This is a genomic window from Stenotrophomonas sp. 17(2023), assembly GCF_030345315.1.
Taxonomy (GTDB): Bacteria; Pseudomonadota; Gammaproteobacteria; order Xanthomonadales; family Xanthomonadaceae; genus Stenotrophomonas; species Stenotrophomonas acidaminiphila.
This window is the reverse complement of sequence record NZ_CP128405.1, coordinates 2,800,231-2,819,070: the sequence shown is the minus strand read 5'-3', so window position 1 is coordinate 2,819,070 and position 18,840 is coordinate 2,800,231. Positions and strand designations below refer to the sequence as shown.

General features: G+C 70.8%; 17 protein-coding genes. 10 read left to right on the top strand and 7 right to left on the bottom strand.

The annotated features are described in order from the left end of the window. Positions 1–25 precede the first annotated feature (25 nt). From QQA12_RS12705 to rph, 6 genes are all read right to left on the bottom strand, one after another. Entirely contained in the window at positions 26–373 is a 348-nt protein-coding gene (locus QQA12_RS12705; RefSeq protein ID WP_182335155.1) for a PilZ domain-containing protein, read from the bottom strand. Then, complete coding sequence (locus QQA12_RS12700; RefSeq protein ID WP_226049487.1) at positions 370–2,868, bottom strand: DUF1631 domain-containing protein; 2,499 nt, start codon at positions 2,866–2,868, stop codon at positions 370–372. Before QQA12_RS12700 ends, QQA12_RS12705 begins: the two co-directional genes overlap by 4 nt. Before the next feature lie 80 nt (positions 2,869–2,948). Next, positions 2,949–4,175, bottom strand: coding sequence for a radical SAM family heme chaperone HemW (gene hemW / locus QQA12_RS12695; RefSeq protein WP_226049486.1), 1,227 nt, complete (start codon positions 4,173–4,175; stop codon positions 2,949–2,951). 26 nt (positions 4,176–4,201) lie between these two features. Then, on the bottom strand, positions 4,202–4,798 hold the full coding sequence (rdgB, locus tag QQA12_RS12690) for an RdgB/HAM1 family non-canonical purine NTP pyrophosphatase (protein ID WP_054667388.1): 597 nt from the start codon (positions 4,796–4,798) through the stop codon (positions 4,202–4,204). Then, positions 4,795–5,184: a VOC family protein gene (locus QQA12_RS12685; RefSeq protein ID WP_054667386.1), complete on the bottom strand. Its 390-nt coding sequence runs from the start codon at positions 5,182–5,184 to the stop codon at positions 4,795–4,797. The genes rdgB and QQA12_RS12685 overlap by 4 nt, the downstream gene beginning before the upstream one ends. Continuing rightward, positions 5,181–5,909 carry a ribonuclease PH gene (rph, locus tag QQA12_RS12680; RefSeq protein WP_054667385.1) on the bottom strand — a complete coding sequence of 243 codons (729 nt, stop codon included), beginning with the start codon at positions 5,907–5,909 and terminating at the stop codon, positions 5,181–5,183. Before rph ends, QQA12_RS12685 begins: the two co-directional genes overlap by 4 nt. A 113-nt stretch (positions 5,910–6,022) precedes the next feature. Between rph and QQA12_RS12675 the strand changes: the two genes are divergently transcribed. The 10 genes from QQA12_RS12675 (at position 6,023) to QQA12_RS12630 (ending at position 17,823) form a co-directional block, all read left to right on the top strand. Then, positions 6,023–6,883 carry a YicC/YloC family endoribonuclease gene (locus QQA12_RS12675; RefSeq protein ID WP_226049485.1) on the top strand — a complete coding sequence of 287 codons (861 nt, stop codon included), beginning with the start codon at positions 6,023–6,025 and terminating at the stop codon, positions 6,881–6,883. Between the two features lie 259 nt (positions 6,884–7,142). Next, on the top strand, positions 7,143–8,405 hold the full coding sequence (locus QQA12_RS12670) for a serine hydrolase domain-containing protein (RefSeq protein ID WP_161809400.1): 1,263 nt from the start codon (positions 7,143–7,145) through the stop codon (positions 8,403–8,405). A gap of 123 nt (positions 8,406–8,528) precedes the next feature. Continuing rightward, on the top strand, positions 8,529–9,140 hold the full coding sequence (gmk, locus tag QQA12_RS12665) for a guanylate kinase (protein WP_054667380.1): 612 nt from the start codon (positions 8,529–8,531) through the stop codon (positions 9,138–9,140). 191 nt (positions 9,141–9,331) lie between these two features. Further along, positions 9,332–9,631, top strand: coding sequence for a DNA-directed RNA polymerase subunit omega (gene rpoZ / locus QQA12_RS12660; RefSeq protein ID WP_054667378.1), 300 nt, complete (start codon positions 9,332–9,334; stop codon positions 9,629–9,631). A gap of 259 nt (positions 9,632–9,890) precedes the next feature. Beyond that, entirely contained in the window at positions 9,891–12,050 is a 2,160-nt protein-coding gene (locus QQA12_RS12655) for a bifunctional (p)ppGpp synthetase/guanosine-3',5'-bis(diphosphate) 3'-pyrophosphohydrolase (protein ID WP_054667376.1), read from the top strand. A gap of 250 nt (positions 12,051–12,300) precedes the next feature. After that, positions 12,301–12,684, top strand: coding sequence for a RidA family protein (locus tag QQA12_RS12650; RefSeq protein WP_054667374.1), 384 nt, complete (start codon positions 12,301–12,303; stop codon positions 12,682–12,684). A 9-nt stretch (positions 12,685–12,693) separates the two neighbouring features. Continuing rightward, complete coding sequence (recG, locus tag QQA12_RS12645; RefSeq protein WP_056931180.1) at positions 12,694–14,838, top strand: ATP-dependent DNA helicase RecG; 2,145 nt, start codon at positions 12,694–12,696, stop codon at positions 14,836–14,838. Positions 14,839–14,903: 65 nt separating this feature from the next. Further along, positions 14,904–15,845, top strand: a complete 942-nt coding sequence (locus tag QQA12_RS12640; RefSeq protein WP_054667370.1) for a nucleoside hydrolase — start codon at positions 14,904–14,906, stop codon at positions 15,843–15,845. 83 nt (positions 15,846–15,928) lie between these two features. Next, positions 15,929–16,171, top strand: a complete 243-nt coding sequence (locus QQA12_RS12635; RefSeq protein ID WP_056931181.1) for a type B 50S ribosomal protein L31 — start codon at positions 15,929–15,931, stop codon at positions 16,169–16,171. A gap of 377 nt (positions 16,172–16,548) precedes the next feature. Then, a complete protein-coding gene (locus QQA12_RS12630) occupies positions 16,549–17,823 on the top strand; it encodes a citrate synthase (protein WP_054667365.1) in 1,275 nt (424 codons plus the stop codon). Positions 17,824–18,204: 381 nt separating this feature from the next. Here the strand turns inward: QQA12_RS12630 and QQA12_RS12625 are convergent, their stop codons facing one another. After that, the gene (locus QQA12_RS12625; protein WP_056931182.1) at positions 18,205–18,831 is read right to left on the bottom strand and encodes a hypothetical protein; all 627 of its coding nucleotides are present in this window, start codon (positions 18,829–18,831) and stop codon (positions 18,205–18,207) included. Between the last annotated feature and the right edge of the window lie 9 nt (positions 18,832–18,840).

The following is an 18,840-nucleotide window of genomic DNA, read 5'->3' as shown; positions in this document are numbered from 1 at the left end:
CGCGCCGCTGTGCCGTTTTCGTCGCTCAGGATGCCGGAAGGCTGGATTCGATCCACTGCCGCAGGCGTTCGCGATGGCCCTTTTCCAGGGTCAGGAAGCGGAAGCCGGCCCAGAAGTGGCCCGGCGCCTGCGCCGCCTCGCGCCACAGCAGGTGCACGCCGACATCGATCGGCACGTCGCCGCCGCGGCCATCGGGGACCGGGAAGCGCAGCTGGTAGAGCGCGTCCTCGTTGAGCGGTTCGGAGGCGATCAGCAGCATGCCGGTTTCGGACACGTTGCCGAGCCGCCCGATCACGCCGGCGGTCATCGTATCGGTGACCGGCACCAGCGCGGGCACCTGCAGGCGCGGGGCGCGCCGGGTATCGGGGATCATGCGGACTCCGGAGCGGCGCTGCCGCCGGCAAGCGCGCGCAGGGCGCGCAGGGTGGCCTGCCAGGCGCGGTCGATCAGCCGGCCGCGGTCCTCGGTGACCACGCGCAGCTGGTCGCGCGCCATCAGCCGCGCCAGCGCGTCGAGCGAATGCTCGGCCATCTTCTGCCCGCGCTGGTTGACGAACAATGCGTTGTCGGTGACCAGGCTGTACCAGGACAGGCGCAGGCGGCGGGCGTCGCCCTGCTGGTTGATGGTGAACTCGAACCAGGTGCCGAACGGCAGCGTGCGCAACTGCCGGTAAAAGCCTTCCTCGGCCGGCGTGCGCTCGGCCGCGGGCGGCGCCTGCGGATCCGCCCCGTCCCGGCTGTCGCCGCCGAGCCGGGCGCGGGCCTTGAGCCGGGCGGCCAGTTCGGTGCGCGAGGTGATCTCGTCCTCGCCGCCGGGCGTGGACAGGCGGCGGGCGATGGCCCCGGCCTCGTCCTCGTGGTAGCCGACCTGCAGCAGCGATTCCTCGATCTGGCCGCACAGCGCCGGGTCGGCGGCACCGTCGCCGCGGGCGGTGATCTCGCCGATGCGGCGGGTGGCCTCCTGGCGCTGGCGCCATTCCTCCGAGTCCTCGCCCTGGCGCAGCAGGGTCAGGGTCAGCACGTCGCTCCAGGCTTCGTGCAGCAGGGTCTGCACGAACTTGGGCGGATTCGCCGCGCGGCACAGCTGGCCGATGGTGCGCCCGGCCAGCTGCTTGGCCGCCTCCAGCCGTTCCTTGCCGCGCGCGGCTTCGATCTGCCGGCGCTCGGTGACCTCGGCCTTGCGCACCGCCGCCTGCAGGTGCGACTGCACCTGGCGGTTGGCGGCGGCGAACACCGCCTCGTCGCCCTGGTACTCGGCGACGACGCGGTCCACCGCTTCGCCGAGCTTCTGCAGCAGCGCCGGGTCGCCGTCGTCGTCGCCCAGCCATACCGCGCCGGATTCGGCCACGGTGTTGAGCAGCTCGCGCGCCGGGTGCTGGTCGCGGATGAAGAACGCCTCGTCGCCGACGGCCGCACGCGCCAGCGGCACCTGCAGGCGGTTGAGCAGGTCGGTGGCCGGGCCATTGCTGCGCACTTCGCGCTGGATCTGCCCGTAGAGCATGCCCAGCAGGTCCAGGGTGTTGCTGTCGCGGGACGACAGCGTGGCGCTTTCGCCATGCTCGGCGCGCACCTGCGACAGCAGCGCCTTCTGGATGTCGCCGAAGCTGCGGCGCGCGCCCGCTGCCGCGGCCTGCGGCTGCAGTCGTGCGAGCACGTCCATCACCGCCTGGCTGGGCACTGCGCGTGTCGCCGGCGCGGCACCGGCCTGCGCCCTCGGTGCCATGCCGGGCGGGTCGGCGGGTGCGGCGCCCGGCGGCGCTCCGGCAGGGCGCAGCTGGCCTCCGAGGGCGGCCAGCTGCTGAACGATGTCGGTGGAGCCGGCGATGCCGCCGCCGGTGCCGGTAGCGCCAGCACCGCCGCTGCCGGCCTGCAGTTGCTGTGCCAGCAGCTGGCGCGCGGCATCGAGCAACTCGTGCAGCGAGGCCATGCTGGCCGCTGTCGGGGCGGTGGCTGCGGTCGTGGCGGGGGCCGCGTCCGACCTGGCCGGCTGGGCCGGCCCGGCAGGCGGTGGCGCGGACATGGCGTCCATCGTCGCCTCCGCCCATGACGCCGCCGGTGCCTGTCCCTGCCACTGGGTCAGCGGCCGCGGCGTCGCCGCGGACGGGCCCTCGCGCGCGGCCGTGGTGGGCCCGCCGGTGGTGCGGCGTTGGCCGGCCGGCCGTGGCAGGTAGGGAATGTAGACCAGCCCCGGCAGCACGCCTTCGCGCGCCAGCAGGATGTTCAGGCGGTCCAGCAGCTCGACGTGCCGCGCCATCGCCTGTCGTTCGAACACGTGGTAGAGCTGCTGCTGCGCCTCCAGGTTCAGCCCCAGCCGTTCGCCGCAGGCACGCAGGATCCTGCACAGCGCGTACGGCCCCACCGGCAGGCTCTCGGCGTCGAACGCCGGTTGCGCGGCAAGCACGCCGAAGCGCTGCCCGAGCAGCTGCAGATGCGACTGCGCGCGGTAGCTTTCGCGCCGTGCCATCTCGTGCAGCACGATGTCGCGGTTGATGTCGGTATCGGTGACCAGGGTCATCGCCGGTATCGCCGGCGCCGGCGCGGGTGCGCCAGCGGTCGTGGACGGACTGCGCAGCCGCGCCAGGTCGTCGGCCAGCGCGTCCAGGAACCAGCCCGGGAACTCGGCCGCATGCACGCCCAGCTGGCGGATCTGCGCATAGACATCGGCCTGGGCCTGGCTGCTGCGTGCCTTGTCGGCGAGGCCGAACAGTTCACGTTCCAGCTGCACCATGGTCAGCTGCAGCGGCGACGCCAGTACCTGCGCGGCGATGCCGTGGACGGCCTGGAGCAGGTGGCGGACCCGTTCGGGGACCGGCGCGCCGGCAAGTCGTGCCGACGCCTGGCTGGAAAAGGGTGCTGTGGTGCCTGACATCCGCTGTACGTTCCGCCCCTGGTGGGCGATTTCTATCACTTCGCCGGTGCTGCCGCTACTTGCGCGGCCGAATGCCCTGTTCAGGCCAGGAACAGCTCGACCACGTCGTTGGTGAAGCGCCGCCCCAGTTCGGTGGGAACGACGCGGCCGCCGTCGCGGTGCAGCCAGCCGCGTTCGACCGCGGTGGCCAATGCCGGCTGCAGCACGGCGCGGCCCAGCCCGGTGCGGGCTTCGAAGTCGCGCAGGTCGAAGCCTTCATGCAGGCGCAGCAGGTTGAGCATGTATTCGAACGGCAGCCGCGCGGCGTCGATCACGTCGTCGCCGCCGATCGCCGCGGGCGTACCGGCGGCGTCCATGAACGCCTGCGGGTGCTTGTGCTTCCAGCGGCGCAGCACCTGCTGCTGCGCGCCGGAGCTGATCTTGCCGTGCGCGCCGGCGCCGATGCCCAGGTAGTCGCCGAAGCGCCAGTAGTTGAGGTTGTGCGCGCATTGCCAGCCATCGCGGGCGTAGGCGCTGACCTCGTAGTGGCCGTAGCCGGCCTGCGCCAGCAGCGCCTGGCAATGCTCCTGCATGTCCCAGGCGCCGTCCTCGTCGGGGATGCCGCGCGGCGGCCGCGCGAAGAACACCGTGTTCGGCTCCAGCGTCAGCTGGTAGTGGGAGATGTGCGTGGGCTCCAGCGCGAAGGCGCGCTCCAGGTCGTGTTCGGCCTGGGCCAGGGTCTGTTCCGGCAGCGCGTACATCAGGTCGATGTTGAAGTTGCGGTAGCCGGCGTCCTGCGCCAGTTTCACCGCACGCTCGGCTTCGCTGCTGTCGTGGATGCGGCCCAGGCGCCTGAGCGCGTCGTCGTTGAAGGTCTGGATGCCGAAGCTGATGCGGTTCACGCCGGCGGCGCGGTAGCGGTCGAAGCGGCCGTGCTCGGCGGTGCCGGGGTTGGTCTCCAGCGTCACCTCCAGGTTCGGCGCGAACCGCAGCCGCGCGCTGGCCTGCTGCAGGAAACGGTCGATCGCCTCGGGCGGGAACAGGCTGGGCGTGCCGCCGCCGAAGAACACGCTGTTGACCACCCGGCCCCAGACCAGCGGCAGGTCCTGGTCCAGATCGCGGACCAGCGCGTCGATGTAGGCGTCGAACGGCAGCGCGCCCTTGCCGGCATGCGAGTTGAAGTCGCAGTACGGGCATTTGCGCACGCACCAGGGCAGGTGCACGTACAGCGACAGCGGCGGCGGCACCAGCTGCACGGCGGCATGCGCGTGATCCCCGGTGCAGGCCTCGCCGGGCCGGTGGTGGCAATGGTCGTGGGAGTGCGGCATGGACGGCTGCAACTTGGCGGTGGAGGTCAGTGCCAGGCGGCGAGCTGCCGCTTGAGCTGCTGCAGGGCGATCGCGCGGTGGCTGATGGCGTTCTTCAGCGCCGGCTCCATTTCCGCGGCGGTCAGGCCATGGCGCTCGTCCAGGAACACCGGGTTGTAGCCGAAGCCGTGGTGGCCGCGCGGCGCGTGGGTGATGCGTCCTTCCCAGCGGCCCTCGCAGATCAGCGGCTGCGGGTCGGTGGCATGGCGCAGCAGCACGATCACCGCGTAGAAGCGGGCGCCGCGCTCGCCGTCGGGGATGCCGGCCATCGCCTCGAGCAGCTTGGCGTTGTTGGCCGCGGCATTGCCCGGGAGGCCGGCGTAGCGCGCGCTGTACAGGCCGGGCGCACCGCCCAGGGCGTCCACGATCAGGCCCGAGTCATCGGCCAGCGCCGGCAGGCCGGTGGCCTGGCAGGCCGCACGGGCCTTGAGCAGCGCGTTCTCGACGAAGGTCAGGCCGGTCTCCTCGACGTCGCCCAGGCCCAGCTCGGCGGCCGAGGTGACCTGCAGCGGCAGGTCGGCGAGGATCTCGCGCATCTCCGCCAGCTTGCCGGCATTGTGGCTGGCCAGTACCAGGGTCTTCATCGGCGGGGCTCCAGCAGGTCCCAGGTGTTGCCGTACAGGTCGCGGAACACCGCGACCGTGGCATAGGGTTCTTCGCGCGGCGCTTCCAGGAACTGCACGCCGGCGGCGAGCATGGCCGCGTGGTCACGGTGGAAATCGTCGGTGTGGAGGAAGAAGCCGACCCGGCCGCCGGTCTGGTTGCCGATGCGGCTGCGCTGCGCCTCGTCGCTGGCGCGCGCCAGCAGCAGCGCCGCGCCACCACCCTCGGCCGGCCCGACCACGACCCAGCGCTTGTGGCCCTGGTCGACATCCTGCAGCAGCTGGAAACCGAGCTTGCCGGTGTACCAGGCGATGGCTTCGTCATAGTCGGCCACCACCACGGTGACCAGGGCGATGCGCCGGTTCATGCCTGCGCCAGCGCGGCCTGCTGTGCGGCGAACAGTTCGCCGATGCCCTTCTCGGCCAGCGCCAGCAGCGCATCCAGCTCGTCGCGGCGGAAGGCATGGCCTTCGGCGGTGCCCTGCAGCTCGATGAAACCGCCGCCATCGTTCATGACGACGTTCATGTCGGTGTCGCAGTCGCTGTCCTCGGCGTAGTCCAGGTCCAGTACCGGCACGCCCTTGTAGACCCCGACCGACACCGCGGCGACCGCGCCGAACACCGGGTTGCGCTTGATCTCGCCGCGCTTGAGCAGCGTGTTCACCGCATCCACCAGGGCCACGTAGGCGCCGGTGATGGCGGCGGTGCGGGTGCCGCCATCGGCCTGCAGCACGTCGCAGTCCAGGGTGATGGTGCGTTCGCCCAGCGCGTTGCGGTCGATGCACGCGCGCAGGGTGCGGCCGATCAGGCGCTGGATCTCCAGCGTGCGCCCGCCCTGCTTGCCGCGTGCGGCCTCGCGGTCGGAACGGGTATGGGTGGAGCGCGGCAGCATGCCGTACTCGGCGGTCACCCAGCCTTCGCCCTTGCCGCGCAGGAACGCCGGCACGCGGTTCTCGATGCTGGCGGTGCACAGCACGCGGGTGTGGCCGAAGCTGACCAGCACCGAGCCTTCGGCATGGCGGGTGAAGCCGCGCTCGAGGGTGACGCTGCGCAGCTGGTCGGCCTGGCGGCCGCTGGGACGGGAAAAGGTCATGGAGAATCCGGGAGTCGGTGGAGCGTCGTGGGGGGCACCCGGGCGGCCTGCGGGGCCGGCATCCGGGGACGCCTAGGGTACCATTCGCCCTTTGCAACGCACCGGAAATCCACATGATCCGAAGCATGACCGCCTATGCTGGCGGCGAACGCGGCACGCGCTGGGGCACCCTCGGCTGCGAGCTGCGCTCGGTCAACCACCGTTTCCTCGAAGTGGGGGTGCGGTTGCCGGAGGAGCTGCGCGCGCTGGAGCCGCAACTGCGCGAACGCGTGGCCGCGCGCATCAGCCGTGGCAAGCTGGACCTGGTCATGCGCCTGCGCGCCCCGGAAGCGGCGCCCACGCTGGCGGTGGACGAGGCGCTGGTGGAGCAGCTGGGCGACCTGGCGCGGCGCCTGCATTCGCGTTTTCCGGACATGCGCATCGGGTTCACCGAGCTGCTGGCCTATCCGGGCGTGCTGCGTGGCGAAGCGGTCGATGCCGTGGCGCTGCATGCCGAGGCGCTGGCACTGCTGGACGAGACCCTCGACGGCTTCGTCGCCGCGCGCGAGCGCGAGGGCGCCAAGCTGACCGCGGCGATCAGCGAGCGGGTGGATGCGATCGAACGCATCGCCGGCGAGGTGCGCGAACTGATCCCCGCCATCCGCGAAGGCCAGCGCGCCAAGCTGGCCGCGCGCCTGGCCGACCTGCCGCACCCGGTCGACCCGGGCCGCGCCGAGCAGGAACTGGTGATGTGGCTGCAGAAGCTCGATGTCGACGAGGAACTGGACCGCCTCGGCAGCCACATCGGCGAGATCCGCCGCGTGCTGCGCCAGCGCGAGCCGGTCGGCCGCCGCCTGGACTTCCTGCTGCAGGAGTTCAACCGCGAGGCCAACACCCTGGGCTCCAAGTCGGTGGACAGCCGCACCTCCAATGCCGCGGTCGAGCTGAAGGTGCTGATCGACCAGATCCGCGAGCAGGTGCAGAACCTGGAGTAACCCTGCCGGAGCCGCCGCGCTTCGCGTTGCGTTTCCCGCGCAGGTCGCCGCATTCCTGCGGCCGGCAGCGCGTTGCCATGCGCGGGATGGGCCTGGATGTGCCGGCCCGCGCATGGGCCGGGGCGGCCCGTCCGCACGGCCATCACCGCGCCTGCGGCCGCACCCGATGCCGGCAGGCGGCATGCGCAGCGGCCGGCCGCGCTTGCCGCCGGGGGCGGCGACTGCTATGCAGTCCGTTCCTTGGCGCAGAGGTATGGGCATGCACGCAACCGTTGTTGATCCGATCCATCGACGCAGATTCCTGGCAGCCGCCGCGGGCAGTGCGGCGTTGACCCTGTTGCCGGTGGCCGGGCGCGCTGCGGCGCCTGCGCGCGACGACCCGCGCTGGATCCCGTCCGATGCCTTCCTGGCCACGTTGCCGGAATGGATGCGCGCCTTCGGCGTGCCGGGTGTCGCCATCGCCGTGGTCGAGCAGGGCGAACTGGCGTGGCACCGCGGATTCGGCGTGGCCGACCTGGAAAGCGGTGCGCCGGTGGATGCGGACAGCGTGTTCGAGTGCGCTTCGTTGAGCAAGCCGGTGTTCGCCTATCTGGTGCTGCAGCTGGTGGATGCCGGCGCGCTGCAGCTCGACCGCCCGCTGGTGGACTACCACCGCCCCGATTTCCTGGCCGATGACGATCCGCAACTGGCGCGGATCACTGTGCGCGACGTCCTGCGCCACAGCAGCGGCCTGCCGGACTGGCGCGCGTACCCGGACAGCGACCCGCTGCGCACGGTGGCGACGCCGGGACAGCGCGTGAACTATTCCGGCGAAGCCTTCTTCTGGCTGCAGCGGGTGGTGGAGACGGTCACCGGCCAGAGCCTGGACCAGTTGGCACGGCAGCGCCTGTTCGTGCCGGCCGGCATGCAGGCCAGCACCTATACCTGGAACGCGCACGCCGCGCGCCATTCGGTGGTCGGCGTGCCGGCGCCCGGGGCCCGGCCGGGGGTGCAGACGTTCGGTGCGCAGTGGCCGCTGCTGCAGCCGCTGGCCGAGGCGCGTGGCAAGCCGCTGTCGGACTGGACCTGGGATGACGCGGTGCAGGCGCTGCCACAGGCGCAGGCCGCCGCGCCCGCGGGCATGTTCGTGTGGCCCGGCGACCTGCTCGCCAATGCCGCCGCCAGCCTGCGTGGCCCGGTGCAGGACTATGCGCGTTTCATCGCCCACGTGATGCGGCGCCCGGCGCGGCAGGACTGGGAGATCGCCGAGGCGACCCGGCAGGCGATGCTGGCGCCGCAGCTGGCGGTGCGGCCGGGCTGGCTGGACAAGGGCCTGGGCTGGAACCTGGAGCGTGTCGATGCCGGCAACCGCTGGTTCTTCCATGGCGGCTCCAACGCCGGCCGCTACAAGACCTTCGCGGTCGGCGACCCGCAGCACGGGCGCGGACTGGTGGTGATGACCAATGGTGGTGGCGGTACCGGCGTCTACCAGCGCATCGTGCGCGCGGCGACCGGCCGCGACATGCTCGCCTTCGACCTCTGATCCGGAGTGGCCGGTGGGGCCGGGCGCCGGCGTGGGCGCGTCGCCGCCGGCCCCCGCATTTGCAGCCGCGGCCCGGGCTGGTTATCGTGCGCCGCCCGAACCATCGACCCGGAGATCCGCGCGATGCGTGGCACCCTCTACATCGTCGCGGCCCCCTCCGGCGCCGGCAAGAGCAGTCTCGTCAACGCCACCCTGGCGCGCGACGCGCAGATCGCGCTGTCCATTTCCTTCACCTCGCGGGCGATGCGCCCGGGCGAGGTGGACGGCCGGCATTACCACTTCGTCAGCGCCGCCGAGTTCGAGCGCATGATCGCCGCCGGCGATTTCTTCGAGTACGCCCGCGTGCATGGCGACTGGAAGGGCACCGCGCGGCAGTCGGTGGAGCCGCAGCTGGCCGCCGGCAAGGACGTGCTGCTGGAGATCGACTGGCAGGGCGCGCGCCAGGTGCGCGCCAAGGTGCCCGATGCGGTCAGCGTATTCATCCTGCCGCCGTCCAAGCAGGCGCTGGATGACCGCATGCGCAAGCGCGGCCAGGACAGCGAGGCGGTGATGGCGCAGCGGCTGGCGGCCGCGCGCGAGGAAATGCTGCATTACGACGAGTTCGACTACGTGATCGTCAACGAGGTGTTCGACACCGCGGTGGACGAGATGTGCGCCATCTTCACCGCCAGCCGCCTGCGCCGGGCCCAGCAGCAGGTCCGCCACGACGGCCTGATCCGTTCGCTGCTGGACTGAGGCGCGGCCCGGCGGCCCGGCGGCCCGGTACAGGCCCTGGCAGCGCCCGATCCCGTTGGGGCGGGCAGGCAACTGATTGATTCCAAAGGACCCGGGGATGCGGTCATTTGTATCCCCCGGCGTCCGCCTGTACAATCCCCGGCCTTTCCCTCATCCGATCGAGCGGCCGCTGCTGGTCGCCGGGAGCTCGCATGGCCCGCATTACCGTAGAAGATTGCCTGGAAGTCGTTAACAACCGTTTCGAGCTGGTCATGATGGCGTCCAAGCGCGCCCGTCAGCTGGCCAACGGCGTGCAGGCCACCCTCGACAACAGCGAGACCGAGGACAAGCCGACCGTGCTGGCGCTGCGCGAGATCGCCGCCCGCAAGATCGACAACGCCCTGATCGAGGAAGTCGAGAAGGCCGAGCGTGAGCGTGCCGAGCGCGAGGCGCTGGAATGGGCCGCCGCCGAAGTCGTCGCCGACGAGGACATGTCCAAGAACGACGACTGATCCACCAGGTCATCGTTGTGCACCGACAGCCCGCCACGTGCGGGCTGTCTGCTTTCCAGGCATCCGCCACCCTGCAGGTCCGCACCCGGTGCGTGTGCAGGAAAGCCCCCGGGTCAGGGGCGCCGCGAAGCGGCGGGGTGCGGATGAGCGAAAGACGGGCCCGGCGGTCTGCAATGCAAACCGTGGGGCGGCAGCGCGAGAGCGATGTCGCGCGTCTCCGGCGTTGCCGTGTTGGTGCTGCTGGCATATCTTCCCAGCCATGAACCCAGGCCCCTCTGCCCAGGTCGCTGCGCCCGCGGGTGGCGCGGTGCCGGACTACGTACTCCAACTCGAACGCGCAGCCAGTTACCTGCCCGCCGAGCAGCTGCCGATGCTGCGCCGTGCGTGGGAAGTGGGTGCGGCCGCGCACGCGGGCCAGACCCGCAAGTCCGGCGAACCCTACATCACCCATCCGGTCGCGGTGGCCGGCATCCTGGCCGAGCTCGGGCTGGACGTGGAGGCGCTGGTCGCAGCGATCCTGCACGACACCATCGAAGACACCCCGCTCACCCATGACGAGCTGGCCGGGCAGTTCGGCCAGACCGTGGCCGAGCTGGTCGAGGGCGTCACCAAGCTGGACAAGCTGCGCTTCCGCGACCGCCAGGAAGCGGCCGCCGAGAGCTTCCGCAAGATGCTGCTGGCCATGTCGCGCGACCTGCGCGTGATCATGATCAAACTGGCCGACCGCCTGCACAACATGCGCACCCTGGGCGCGCAGAGCGCCGAGGCGCGGCGCCGCATCGCGGTGGAGACGCTGGACATCTACGCGCCCATCGCCCAGCGCCTGGGCATGAGCCTGATCAAGTCCGAGCTGCAGAACCTGGGCTTCAAGGCGCTGTACCCGTGGCGCCACGCGATCCTGGAAAAGCACATCCGCAGCCAGCCGGTGGTGCGCCGCGAGGCGATGGCGCAGGTCGAGGTGCAGTTGTCGCAGCGGCTGGCGCGCGAAGGGCTGGAGCACCGCCTGGTCAGCCGCATCAAGACGCCCTGGAGCATCTACACCAAGATGCGCGAGGAGAACAAAACCTTCGACCAGGTGATGGACGTGTTCGGCTTCCGCCTGGTGATGCGCTCGGTGCCCAGTTGCTACCACGCGCTGGGCGCGGTGCACGCGGCGTTCAAGCCGCTGGACGGGCGCTTCCGCGATTTCATCGCCATCCCCAAGGCCAACGGCTACCAGTCGCTGCACACCGTGCTGTTCGGGCCCTACGGTTCGCCGATCGAGGTGCAGATCCGCACCGAGGAGATGGACCTGATCGCCGAGCGCGGCGTGGCCGCGCACTGGACCTACAAGTTCGGCGGCGATTCGCCCAACAGCGCACAGAGCCGCGCGCATGCATGGATCGTCGAGCTGATCGATTCGCAGCGCTCGGCCGGCTCGTCGCTGGAGTTCCTGGACAACGTCAAGGTCGACCTGTTCCCGGACGAGGTCTACCTGTTTACGCCCAAGGGCAAGATCCTGGCGTTGCCGCGCAACTCCACCGCGCTCGACTTCGCCTATGCGGTGCATACCGACATCGGCAACCGCGCGGTGGCCTCGCGCGTGGACAAGAAGCTGGTGCCGCTGCGCACCAAGCTGGTCAGCGGGCAGACGGTGGAAGTGATCACCGCGCGCTCGGCCACGCCCAAGCCGCAGTGGCTGGAGTTCGTGGTCAGCTCCAAGGCGCGTACCGCGATCCGTCACCAGCTCAAGCAGCTCGAGCACGAGGATGCCGTGCAGCTGGGCCACCGCATGCTCGACCGCGCGCTGGAGGCGATGGACAGCTCGATCGAGCGCCTGCCCAAGGGCCGGCTGGATGCGTTCCTGGCCGAACACCGCTACCCGCGCCTGGAAGCGTTCCTGGCCGATGTCGCGCTCGGCAACTGGATGCCGACCCAGGCCGCGCAGGCGCTGATGGCGCATGGCGAACCGCGCGCCGGCGGCAGCAGCCAGCGGGTGCAGGAGAAGATCCTGATCAACGGCAGCGAGCGCGGCGTGGTCAGCTTCGCCGGCTGCTGCCAGCCGATCCCGGGCGACGAGATCATGGGTTACCACACCGCCGGCAAGGGCATCGTGGTGCACCGCATGGATTGCCCGAACCTGGCCGAGCTGCGCAAATCGCCCGAGCGCTGGGTGCCGATCGGCTGGGACAGCAGCGTGGTCGGCGACTATGACACCGCGCTGGTGGTGGAAGTGGAGAACGGCACCGGGGTGTTGGCGCAGCTGGCCGCGGCCATCGCCCAGAGCCAGTCCAACATCGAGCGGGTGGACTACCTGGACCGCGACTTCAACGCCGCGGTGCTGTGTTTCAACATCCAGGTGCGCGACCGTACCCACCTGGCCGAGGTGATGCGCCGGCTGCGGCGCCTGAGCGTGGTGCAGTCGGTGCGCCGCCAGTAAGCGCGGTGCGCCGGCGCGGCATGCCCTGCTGCGACCGGGTGCGCCGCGCGGTGCGTGCGCGGTTCTCCACAGCCGGTGTGCAACGGCATGCCGACAACCTGTGGATAAGCCCCCGGGCACCTTGCCGGGCATGCGTTTGCAGCTGCTGGTGAAAAATTGTCCAGCGCCGCGACGCCTGGCATCGCCGGGAAGCCGGTGCGGCGGGGGCGGACGCTACAATGCGGGGCCATTTCCCAACCGGAGTTCCCCCATGTCCCGCCAGATCATCAACACCGCCAACGCGCCGGCCGCCATCGGCCCGTATTCGCAGGCCGTGCGTGCCGGCAACACCGTGTATTTCTCCGGCCAGATCCCGCTGGACCCGGCCACCGGCGAGATCGTCGCCGGCGACGTCGCCGCGCAGGCGCGGCGCGCCTTCGACAACCTCAAGGCGGTGGCCGAGGCGGCCGGCGGTTCGCTCGACAGGATCGTGCGCCTGGGCCTGTACCTGACCGACCTGGGCGAGTTCGCCAAGGTCAACGCGGTCATGCAGGAGTACTTCCAGGCGCCGTTCCCGGCCCGCTCCACCATCGAAGTGTCGGGCCTGCCCAAGGGGGCCGCGTTCGAGGTCGACGCGGTGATGATCCTCGACTGATCCACCGGCATGGCGCGTACCCGTCCGGCCGCCCCGGCGCTGGCGGCCAGTGGCGAAACACCGGTGACGGTGCTGGCGGGCGTGGGCCCGGCGGTGGCCGCCAAGCTGCAGGCGCGCGGCATCGGCAGCCTGCAGGACCTGTGGCTGCACCTGCCGCTGCGCTATGAGGACCGGACCCGGCTCAGCGCCATCGCCACGCTGCAGCCGGGCAGCGCCGCGCAGGTCGAAGGGCGGGTGGTCGCGGTGGAGCGCGGCTTCCGCTACCGGCCGATGCTGCGGGTCGCGGTGGAAGACGACTCGCGCGGCACCCTGGTGCTGCGCTTCTTCCACTTCCGCGCCGCGCAGGTGGCGCAGTTCGCCGTCGGCGCGCGCCTGCGCTGCTATGGCACCCCGCGCCCCGGCCAGCATGGGCTGGAGATCGTGCATCCCAGCTACCGCATGCTCGGCGACGGCGAAGAGGCCGGCCTTGGCGACGCGCTGGATCCGGTCTATCCGGTCGTCGACGGCATCGGCCCGGCGACGCTGCGCCGGTTGATCGGGCAGGCGCTGGAGCGGCTGCCCGGCGAAGCCGCGCTGGAGGTGTTGCCGGCGCACCTGCTGGACGGCCTGGCCCTGCCGTCGCTGCGGCAGGCGCTGCTGACCATGCATCGCCCGCCTGCCGATGCCGATGTCGCCGCGCTCGCTGCCGGCACCCATCCGGCGCAGCGGCGGCTGGCGCTGGAAGAACTGCTCGCCCACCACCTGAGCCTGCGCCGCCAGCGCATCGCCCTGCAGCAGCACCATGCCCCGGCCTTGAGCGGCGGCGACAGGCGCGTGCGGCAGTTGCGCCAGTCCCTGCCGTTCCGTCTCACCGGCGCGCAGCAGCGCGTGTTCGCGCAGATCCGCCAGGACCTGGCGCGGCCGCACCCGATGCTGCGCCTGGTGCAGGGCGACGTCGGTTCCGGCAAGACCGTGGTGGCCGCGCTGGCGGCGATGCTGGCGGTGGAGCAGGGCAAGCAGGTGGCGCTGGCGGCGCCGACCGAACTGCTCGCCGAGCAGCACCTGGCCAATCTGCGCGGCTGGCTCGAGCCGCTGGATGTGCAGGTGGCCTGGCTGGCCGGCAAGGTCACCGGCAAGGCGCGGGCCAGGGTGCTGGAGGACATCGCCTCCGGGCGTGCGCAGGTGGTGGTCGGCACCCATGCGCTGATGCAGGACAGCGTGGTGTTCCATGACCTGGCGCTGGCCATCGTCGACGAGCAACACCGCTTCGGCGTGCACCAGCGGCTGGCGCTGCGCGACAAGGGCGCCGACGGCCGCAGCGTGCCGCACCAGCTGGTGATGACCGCGACCCCGATCCCGCGCACGCTGGCGATGGCGGCCTATTCCGACCTGGACGTGTCGGCGATCGACGAGCTGCCGCCGGGCCGTACCCCGGTGCAGACCATCGTCATCAGCGCCGAGCGCCGGCCGGAGCTGGTCGAGCGCATCCGCCTGGCCTGCGCGCAGGGGCGCCAGGCCTACTGGGTATGCACGCTGATCGACGAGAGCGAGGACGCCGACGGCAGCCCCGCGGCAAACGCCGGGCGCATGGAGGCGGTCGCCGCACAGGCCACCTTCGAGGCGCTGTCGGCGCAGTTGCCGGGCGTGCGCGTCGGGCTGGTGCACGGGCGCATGAAGGCCGCCGAGAAGCAGGCGGCGATGCGCGCCTTCAAGGCCGGCGAGACCGGCCTGCTGGTCGCCACCACGGTGATCGAAGTGGGCGTGGACGTACCCAATGCCTCGTTGATGATCATCGAGAACGCCGAGCGCCTGGGCCTGGCGCAGCTGCACCAGCTGCGCGGCCGGGTCGGGCGCGGTGCGGCCGCATCCAGCTGCGTGCTGATGTACCAGGCGCCGCTGTCGGCGATGGCGCGGCAGCGGCTGGAGACCATGCGCCAGACCAGCGACGGTTTCGTGATCGCCGAGAAGGACCTGGAACTGCGTGGCCCCGGCGAGCTGCTGGGCACCCGCCAGACCGGCCTGGCCGCCTTCCGGGTCGCCGACCTGGCCCGCGACGCGGCCCTGTTGCCGGGCGTGCATGCCCTGGCCGAGCGGTTGCTGGCCGAAGCGCCGGCCGTCGCCGACCGGATAGTGGCGCGCTGGGTGGGCGGGGCGGCGCGCTACGCCTCGGCCTGAGCGCGTACTTCCCCTGTCATGGTCCAGGTGCCAGACTCCATGGCCGACCAGAAGACAAGCATGAGATGAGCAAGAAGATTCCGTTGCTGATTGATACCGACCCGGGCGTGGACGATGCGCTGGCGCTGCTGATGGCCTTTGCCGACGAACGCCACGAGGTGGTCGGGTTGACGGTGGCGGCGGGCAACGTCGGCCTCGGCCATACCGTGCGCAACGCGCTGAAGCTGTGCGAGGTCGCCGGCCGCGGCGACGTGCCGGTGTTCGCCGGCGCCCCCGATCCGCTGGTGCACCCGGCCGAGGATGCCGCGCACGTGCATGGCCGCGATGGCTTCGGCGACGTCGACCTGCCTGCCGCCGCGCGCGCGGCCGAGAGCGAGCATGCCGCGCTGGCGATCCTGCGCCTGTCGCACCAGTACGCCGGCGAGCTGCTGCTGGTCGCACTGGGCCCGCTGACCAACATCGCGCTGGCGCTCAAGCTCGACCCGACCCTGCCGCAGCGGGTGAAGCGCTTCCTGGTGATGGGCGGGGCGATCACCGGCCACGGCAACATCACCCCGGTGGCGGAGTTCAACATCGCCTTCGACCCGGAAGCGGCGCACATCGTGTTCACCGCGTTCCCGCACGTCGAAGTGGCCGACTGGGAAGCCACCGTCGCCCATGGCCTGCTGCACCGGAACGTGGAGCAGTGGCTGGCCGCCGATACCGACAAGGCGCGCTTCTACGAGCTGATCTCGCGCCAGACCCGGCTGTGGTCCGAGGACAGCCGCGGCGAGCACTGGTACGCCGCCGATGCGCTGGCGATGGCCTGGGCACTGCAGCCCGAGGGCGCGACCCGGCTGGAGCAGCGCCCGCTGGCGATCGAGATGGCCGGCGGGCGTACCCGCGGTGCCACCGTGGTGGACTGGAACCGGCAGACCGGGGCGGCGGACAACACCACCCTGCTGATCGGCTACGACCAGGCGCGCTTCGAAAGCCAGGTGCAGCGGGCGTTGGGACTGGTTTCCTGATTTCCTGCAATCCCGGCTTGCCCCGACGGGCCGGCCGGGACTATAATGCCGCTCTTGACCACCAGCCCACACGGTGTGAGCCCATGAAGGCCGACATTCATCCCGATTACCACAACGTCGTGTTCCACGACGTCACCTCCGATTTCAAGTTCCTGACCCGTTCGACCATGTCCTCCAAGGAGACGGTCAAGTGGGAAGACGGTGAAGAGTACCCGCTGATCAAGGTCGAAATTTCCTCGGCCTCGCACCCGTTCTACACGGGCAAGCACAAGGTCATCGACACCAGCGGCCGCATCGACAAGTTCCAGAAGCGCTACGCGCGCTGATCGCAACTGTCGTTCCGCCCGGACAACGGCCGCGCCCTGCGCGGCCGTTGTTTTGTCATGGTCGGTCCCTGCGGTAAAGCCATGCGTGCCATTCCGGGCGGCTGCCTTGTGCGCCGTTGCCGGCGGGTCGTTCCGGGTCGTGCCGCGGCCATGGGCGTGGTGCGTGGCGCGGCTGAATCCCGGCGCAATGCCGCCCGGCGCGCGCGCGACGCTGTGTCGCGTGCATGCGGAGTCCATAGGACTTTAGTCTGCGCAAACGGCAAATGCTGCTGTGCGATAATGGCCTGAACCGCGGTGCAAAACCGTGGAACTTCCTTCACGTGCCTGCCCGTCATTCCTCGTCGGGGCCGGCGCCATCCACTTGAGGAGCGCACACTGTGTCCGATCTTGATCAGGTCACGCTCAACGCCGGCGACACGTCGGTCGTTCTGCCTGTAGTCAAACCCGTCCTGGGCAACGACTGTGTCGATATCTCGAAGCTGACCAAGGAAACCGGTCTCTTCACCTACGACTCCGGTTACACCGCCACCGCCAGCTGCAAGTCGGCCATCACCTACATCGATGGCGACAAGGGCGTGCTGCTGTACCGCGGTTACCCGATCGAGCAGCTGGCCGAGAAGTCCAGCTTCGTCGAAGTCGCCTACATGCTGGTCAACGGCGAGCGTCCGGATGCCGCGCAGCTGAAGGCCTTCGAGGCCGAGCTGGCCGAGGAAGCTGGTGTCGACGCGTCGATCAACACCCTGATCGGCAGCTTCGCCAGGGACGCGCACCCGATGGCGATCCTGGCCGCCTCGATCGCGCAGCTCTCGGCCAAGTACCACGATTCGCTGGACCTGGCCGATGCCGAGCAGCGCCGCAAGGCCGCCGTGCGCCTGATCGCCAAGGTGCCGACCCTGTCGTCGCTGATCTACCGCCACGGCAAGGGCCTGCCGGCCAATGCCCCGGACACCTCGCTGGATTACGTCAGCCGCTTCCTGAAGCAGACCTTCGAGTCGGCCGACGGCAAGTACGAGCTGAACCCGCACGTGGTGAAGGCGCTGGACCTGCTGTTCATCCTGCACGCCGACCATGAGCAGAACGCCTCGACCTCGACCGTGCGCCTGGTCGGCTCGACCGGTGCCAACCCGTACGCGTCCGTCGCCGCCGGCGTCACCGCGCTGTGGGGCCCGGCGCATGGCGGCGCCAACGAAGCCGTGCTGAAGATGCTGGAAGAGATCGGCAGCGCCGACAACGTCGAGTCCGCCGTGCTCAAGGCCAAGGACAAGACCTCGGGCTTCCGCCTGATGGGCTTCGGCCACCGCGTCTACAAGAACTTCGACCCGCGCGCCAAGGTCATCGGCGAGATGACCCGGCAGGTGCTGGGCCAGCTGGGCGTGACCGACCCGCTGCTCGACGTCGCCATCAAGCTGGAGCAGGCCGCGCTGCAGGACGACTATTTCGTCGCCCGCAAGCTGTACCCGAACGTCGATTTCTACAGCGGCATCATCTACAAGGCGCTGCAGATCCCGACCGAGATGTTCACCGTCATGTTCGCCCTCGGCCGCACCGCCGGCTGGGTGTCGCACTGGCTGGAGCAGCAGGTCGATCCGGAAATGAAGATCGGCCGTCCGCGCCAGGTGTACACCGGCCACGCCGTGCGCGACTACACCTGAGCCTGGGCGCGGCGGCGCAGCGATGCGCCGCCCGCGCGACCGAAAGCCCCGCTCCGGCGGGGCTTTTTCGTATCCGCACGTCACGCGGTACGTGGCCGGCACCGTCGCCGCGTAGCGCACTGCCGGCCCGGCGCGCGTGGTCGCTGGTGGGCCCGGGCAATGCGTGGGGCCATCCGGCCGAGGGTGCCGGTGGGCGGGCTTTCCACTTTTCCACAACGCCTGTGCGGTACCTCCGGCAAAAGCTGTGGACAACGTGGCCGCCGCCGGTAATGGCGGGCCTGGCCGGGACGTGGTGAAAATCTGTCCAGCGCGAAGCGGGCCGGGCCTTGGGGCAGCAGCGCCGTGGCGGAGCGCGGGCGGGCACGCCGCCAGGCGGCTGGATCAGCCGGCGTCGTCGGCCAGGAGCTGGCGCAGCTGGGCCAGCGTCGCCCGTGGCAGCGGCTTGCCGTCGTCGCTGGACACCGGCGGATGGCGCAGGCCGTTCTCCGGAAGCACGACCAGCTCGAAGGCGATGCCGTCGGCCGCGAACTCCCAGGCCGGATAGCGCTGCCGCGATGCATGACCGGCGAGCTGCAGCTGTGCGGTGCGCGCTTCGGCGGGAATGTGCTGGTCGTGCAGGAAGCGCTGCACCGCATCGGTGTCGTCGCAGTGCAGGTGCAGCGTCACCGGGGTGCCGGCGCCGGCGGTGCCGGCCAGCACCGCACCGGCCAGCCGCGGCTGGAACGCGTGCAGGAACTGCATCGCCAGCACCGCCGCCTCGCGGTGCTGGCGCAGCGCCGCCGGCTGTACGCGCGTGTCGAACAGCCGCTGCTGTTCGCGCAGCATCTCCTCCACCTCGGCCTGGCGCGGCCACAGCGCTTCGTCGTGGATGCCCAGGCGGCTGGCGGCCTTGCGCCGTGCCTGCTCCGGATCGTGGATGCCGCCCTCACGGATCAGGCGGGCGGCCTCCTGGGCGATCAGCCGCCGTTCGCGGCTGCCGCGCTGGGCGTTGGGTGCCGGACGTGGCATCGCGGTTCT

Bases quoted from the DNA above. Each gene is read 5' to 3' on its own strand.
- QQA12_RS12705 (WP_182335155.1), bottom strand. From the start codon at position 373: ATGATCCCCGATACCCGGCGCGCCCCGCGCCTGCAGGTGCCCGCGCTG.
- QQA12_RS12700 (WP_226049487.1), bottom strand. From the start codon at position 2,868: ATGTCAGGCACCACAGCACCCTTTTCCAGCCAGGCGTCGGCACGACTT.
- hemW (WP_226049486.1), bottom strand. From the start codon at position 4,175: ATGCCGCACTCCCACGACCATTGCCACCACCGGCCCGGCGAGGCCTGC.
- rdgB (WP_054667388.1), bottom strand. From the start codon at position 4,798: ATGAAGACCCTGGTACTGGCCAGCCACAATGCCGGCAAGCTGGCGGAG.
- QQA12_RS12685 (WP_054667386.1), bottom strand. From the start codon at position 5,184: ATGAACCGGCGCATCGCCCTGGTCACCGTGGTGGTGGCCGACTATGAC.
- rph (WP_054667385.1), bottom strand. From the start codon at position 5,909: ATGACCTTTTCCCGTCCCAGCGGCCGCCAGGCCGACCAGCTGCGCAGC.
- QQA12_RS12675 (WP_226049485.1), top strand. From the start codon at position 6,023: ATGATCCGAAGCATGACCGCCTATGCTGGCGGCGAACGCGGCACGCGC.
- QQA12_RS12670 (WP_161809400.1), top strand. From the start codon at position 7,143: ATGCACGCAACCGTTGTTGATCCGATCCATCGACGCAGATTCCTGGCA.
- gmk (WP_054667380.1), top strand. From the start codon at position 8,529: ATGCGTGGCACCCTCTACATCGTCGCGGCCCCCTCCGGCGCCGGCAAG.
- rpoZ (WP_054667378.1), top strand. From the start codon at position 9,332: ATGGCCCGCATTACCGTAGAAGATTGCCTGGAAGTCGTTAACAACCGT.
- QQA12_RS12655 (WP_054667376.1), top strand. From the start codon at position 9,891: ATGAACCCAGGCCCCTCTGCCCAGGTCGCTGCGCCCGCGGGTGGCGCG.
- QQA12_RS12650 (WP_054667374.1), top strand. From the start codon at position 12,301: ATGTCCCGCCAGATCATCAACACCGCCAACGCGCCGGCCGCCATCGGC.
- recG (WP_056931180.1), top strand. From the start codon at position 12,694: ATGGCGCGTACCCGTCCGGCCGCCCCGGCGCTGGCGGCCAGTGGCGAA.
- QQA12_RS12640 (WP_054667370.1), top strand. From the start codon at position 14,904: ATGAGCAAGAAGATTCCGTTGCTGATTGATACCGACCCGGGCGTGGAC.
- QQA12_RS12635 (WP_056931181.1), top strand. From the start codon at position 15,929: ATGAAGGCCGACATTCATCCCGATTACCACAACGTCGTGTTCCACGAC.
- QQA12_RS12625 (WP_056931182.1), bottom strand. From the start codon at position 18,831: ATGCCACGTCCGGCACCCAACGCCCAGCGCGGCAGCCGCGAACGGCGG.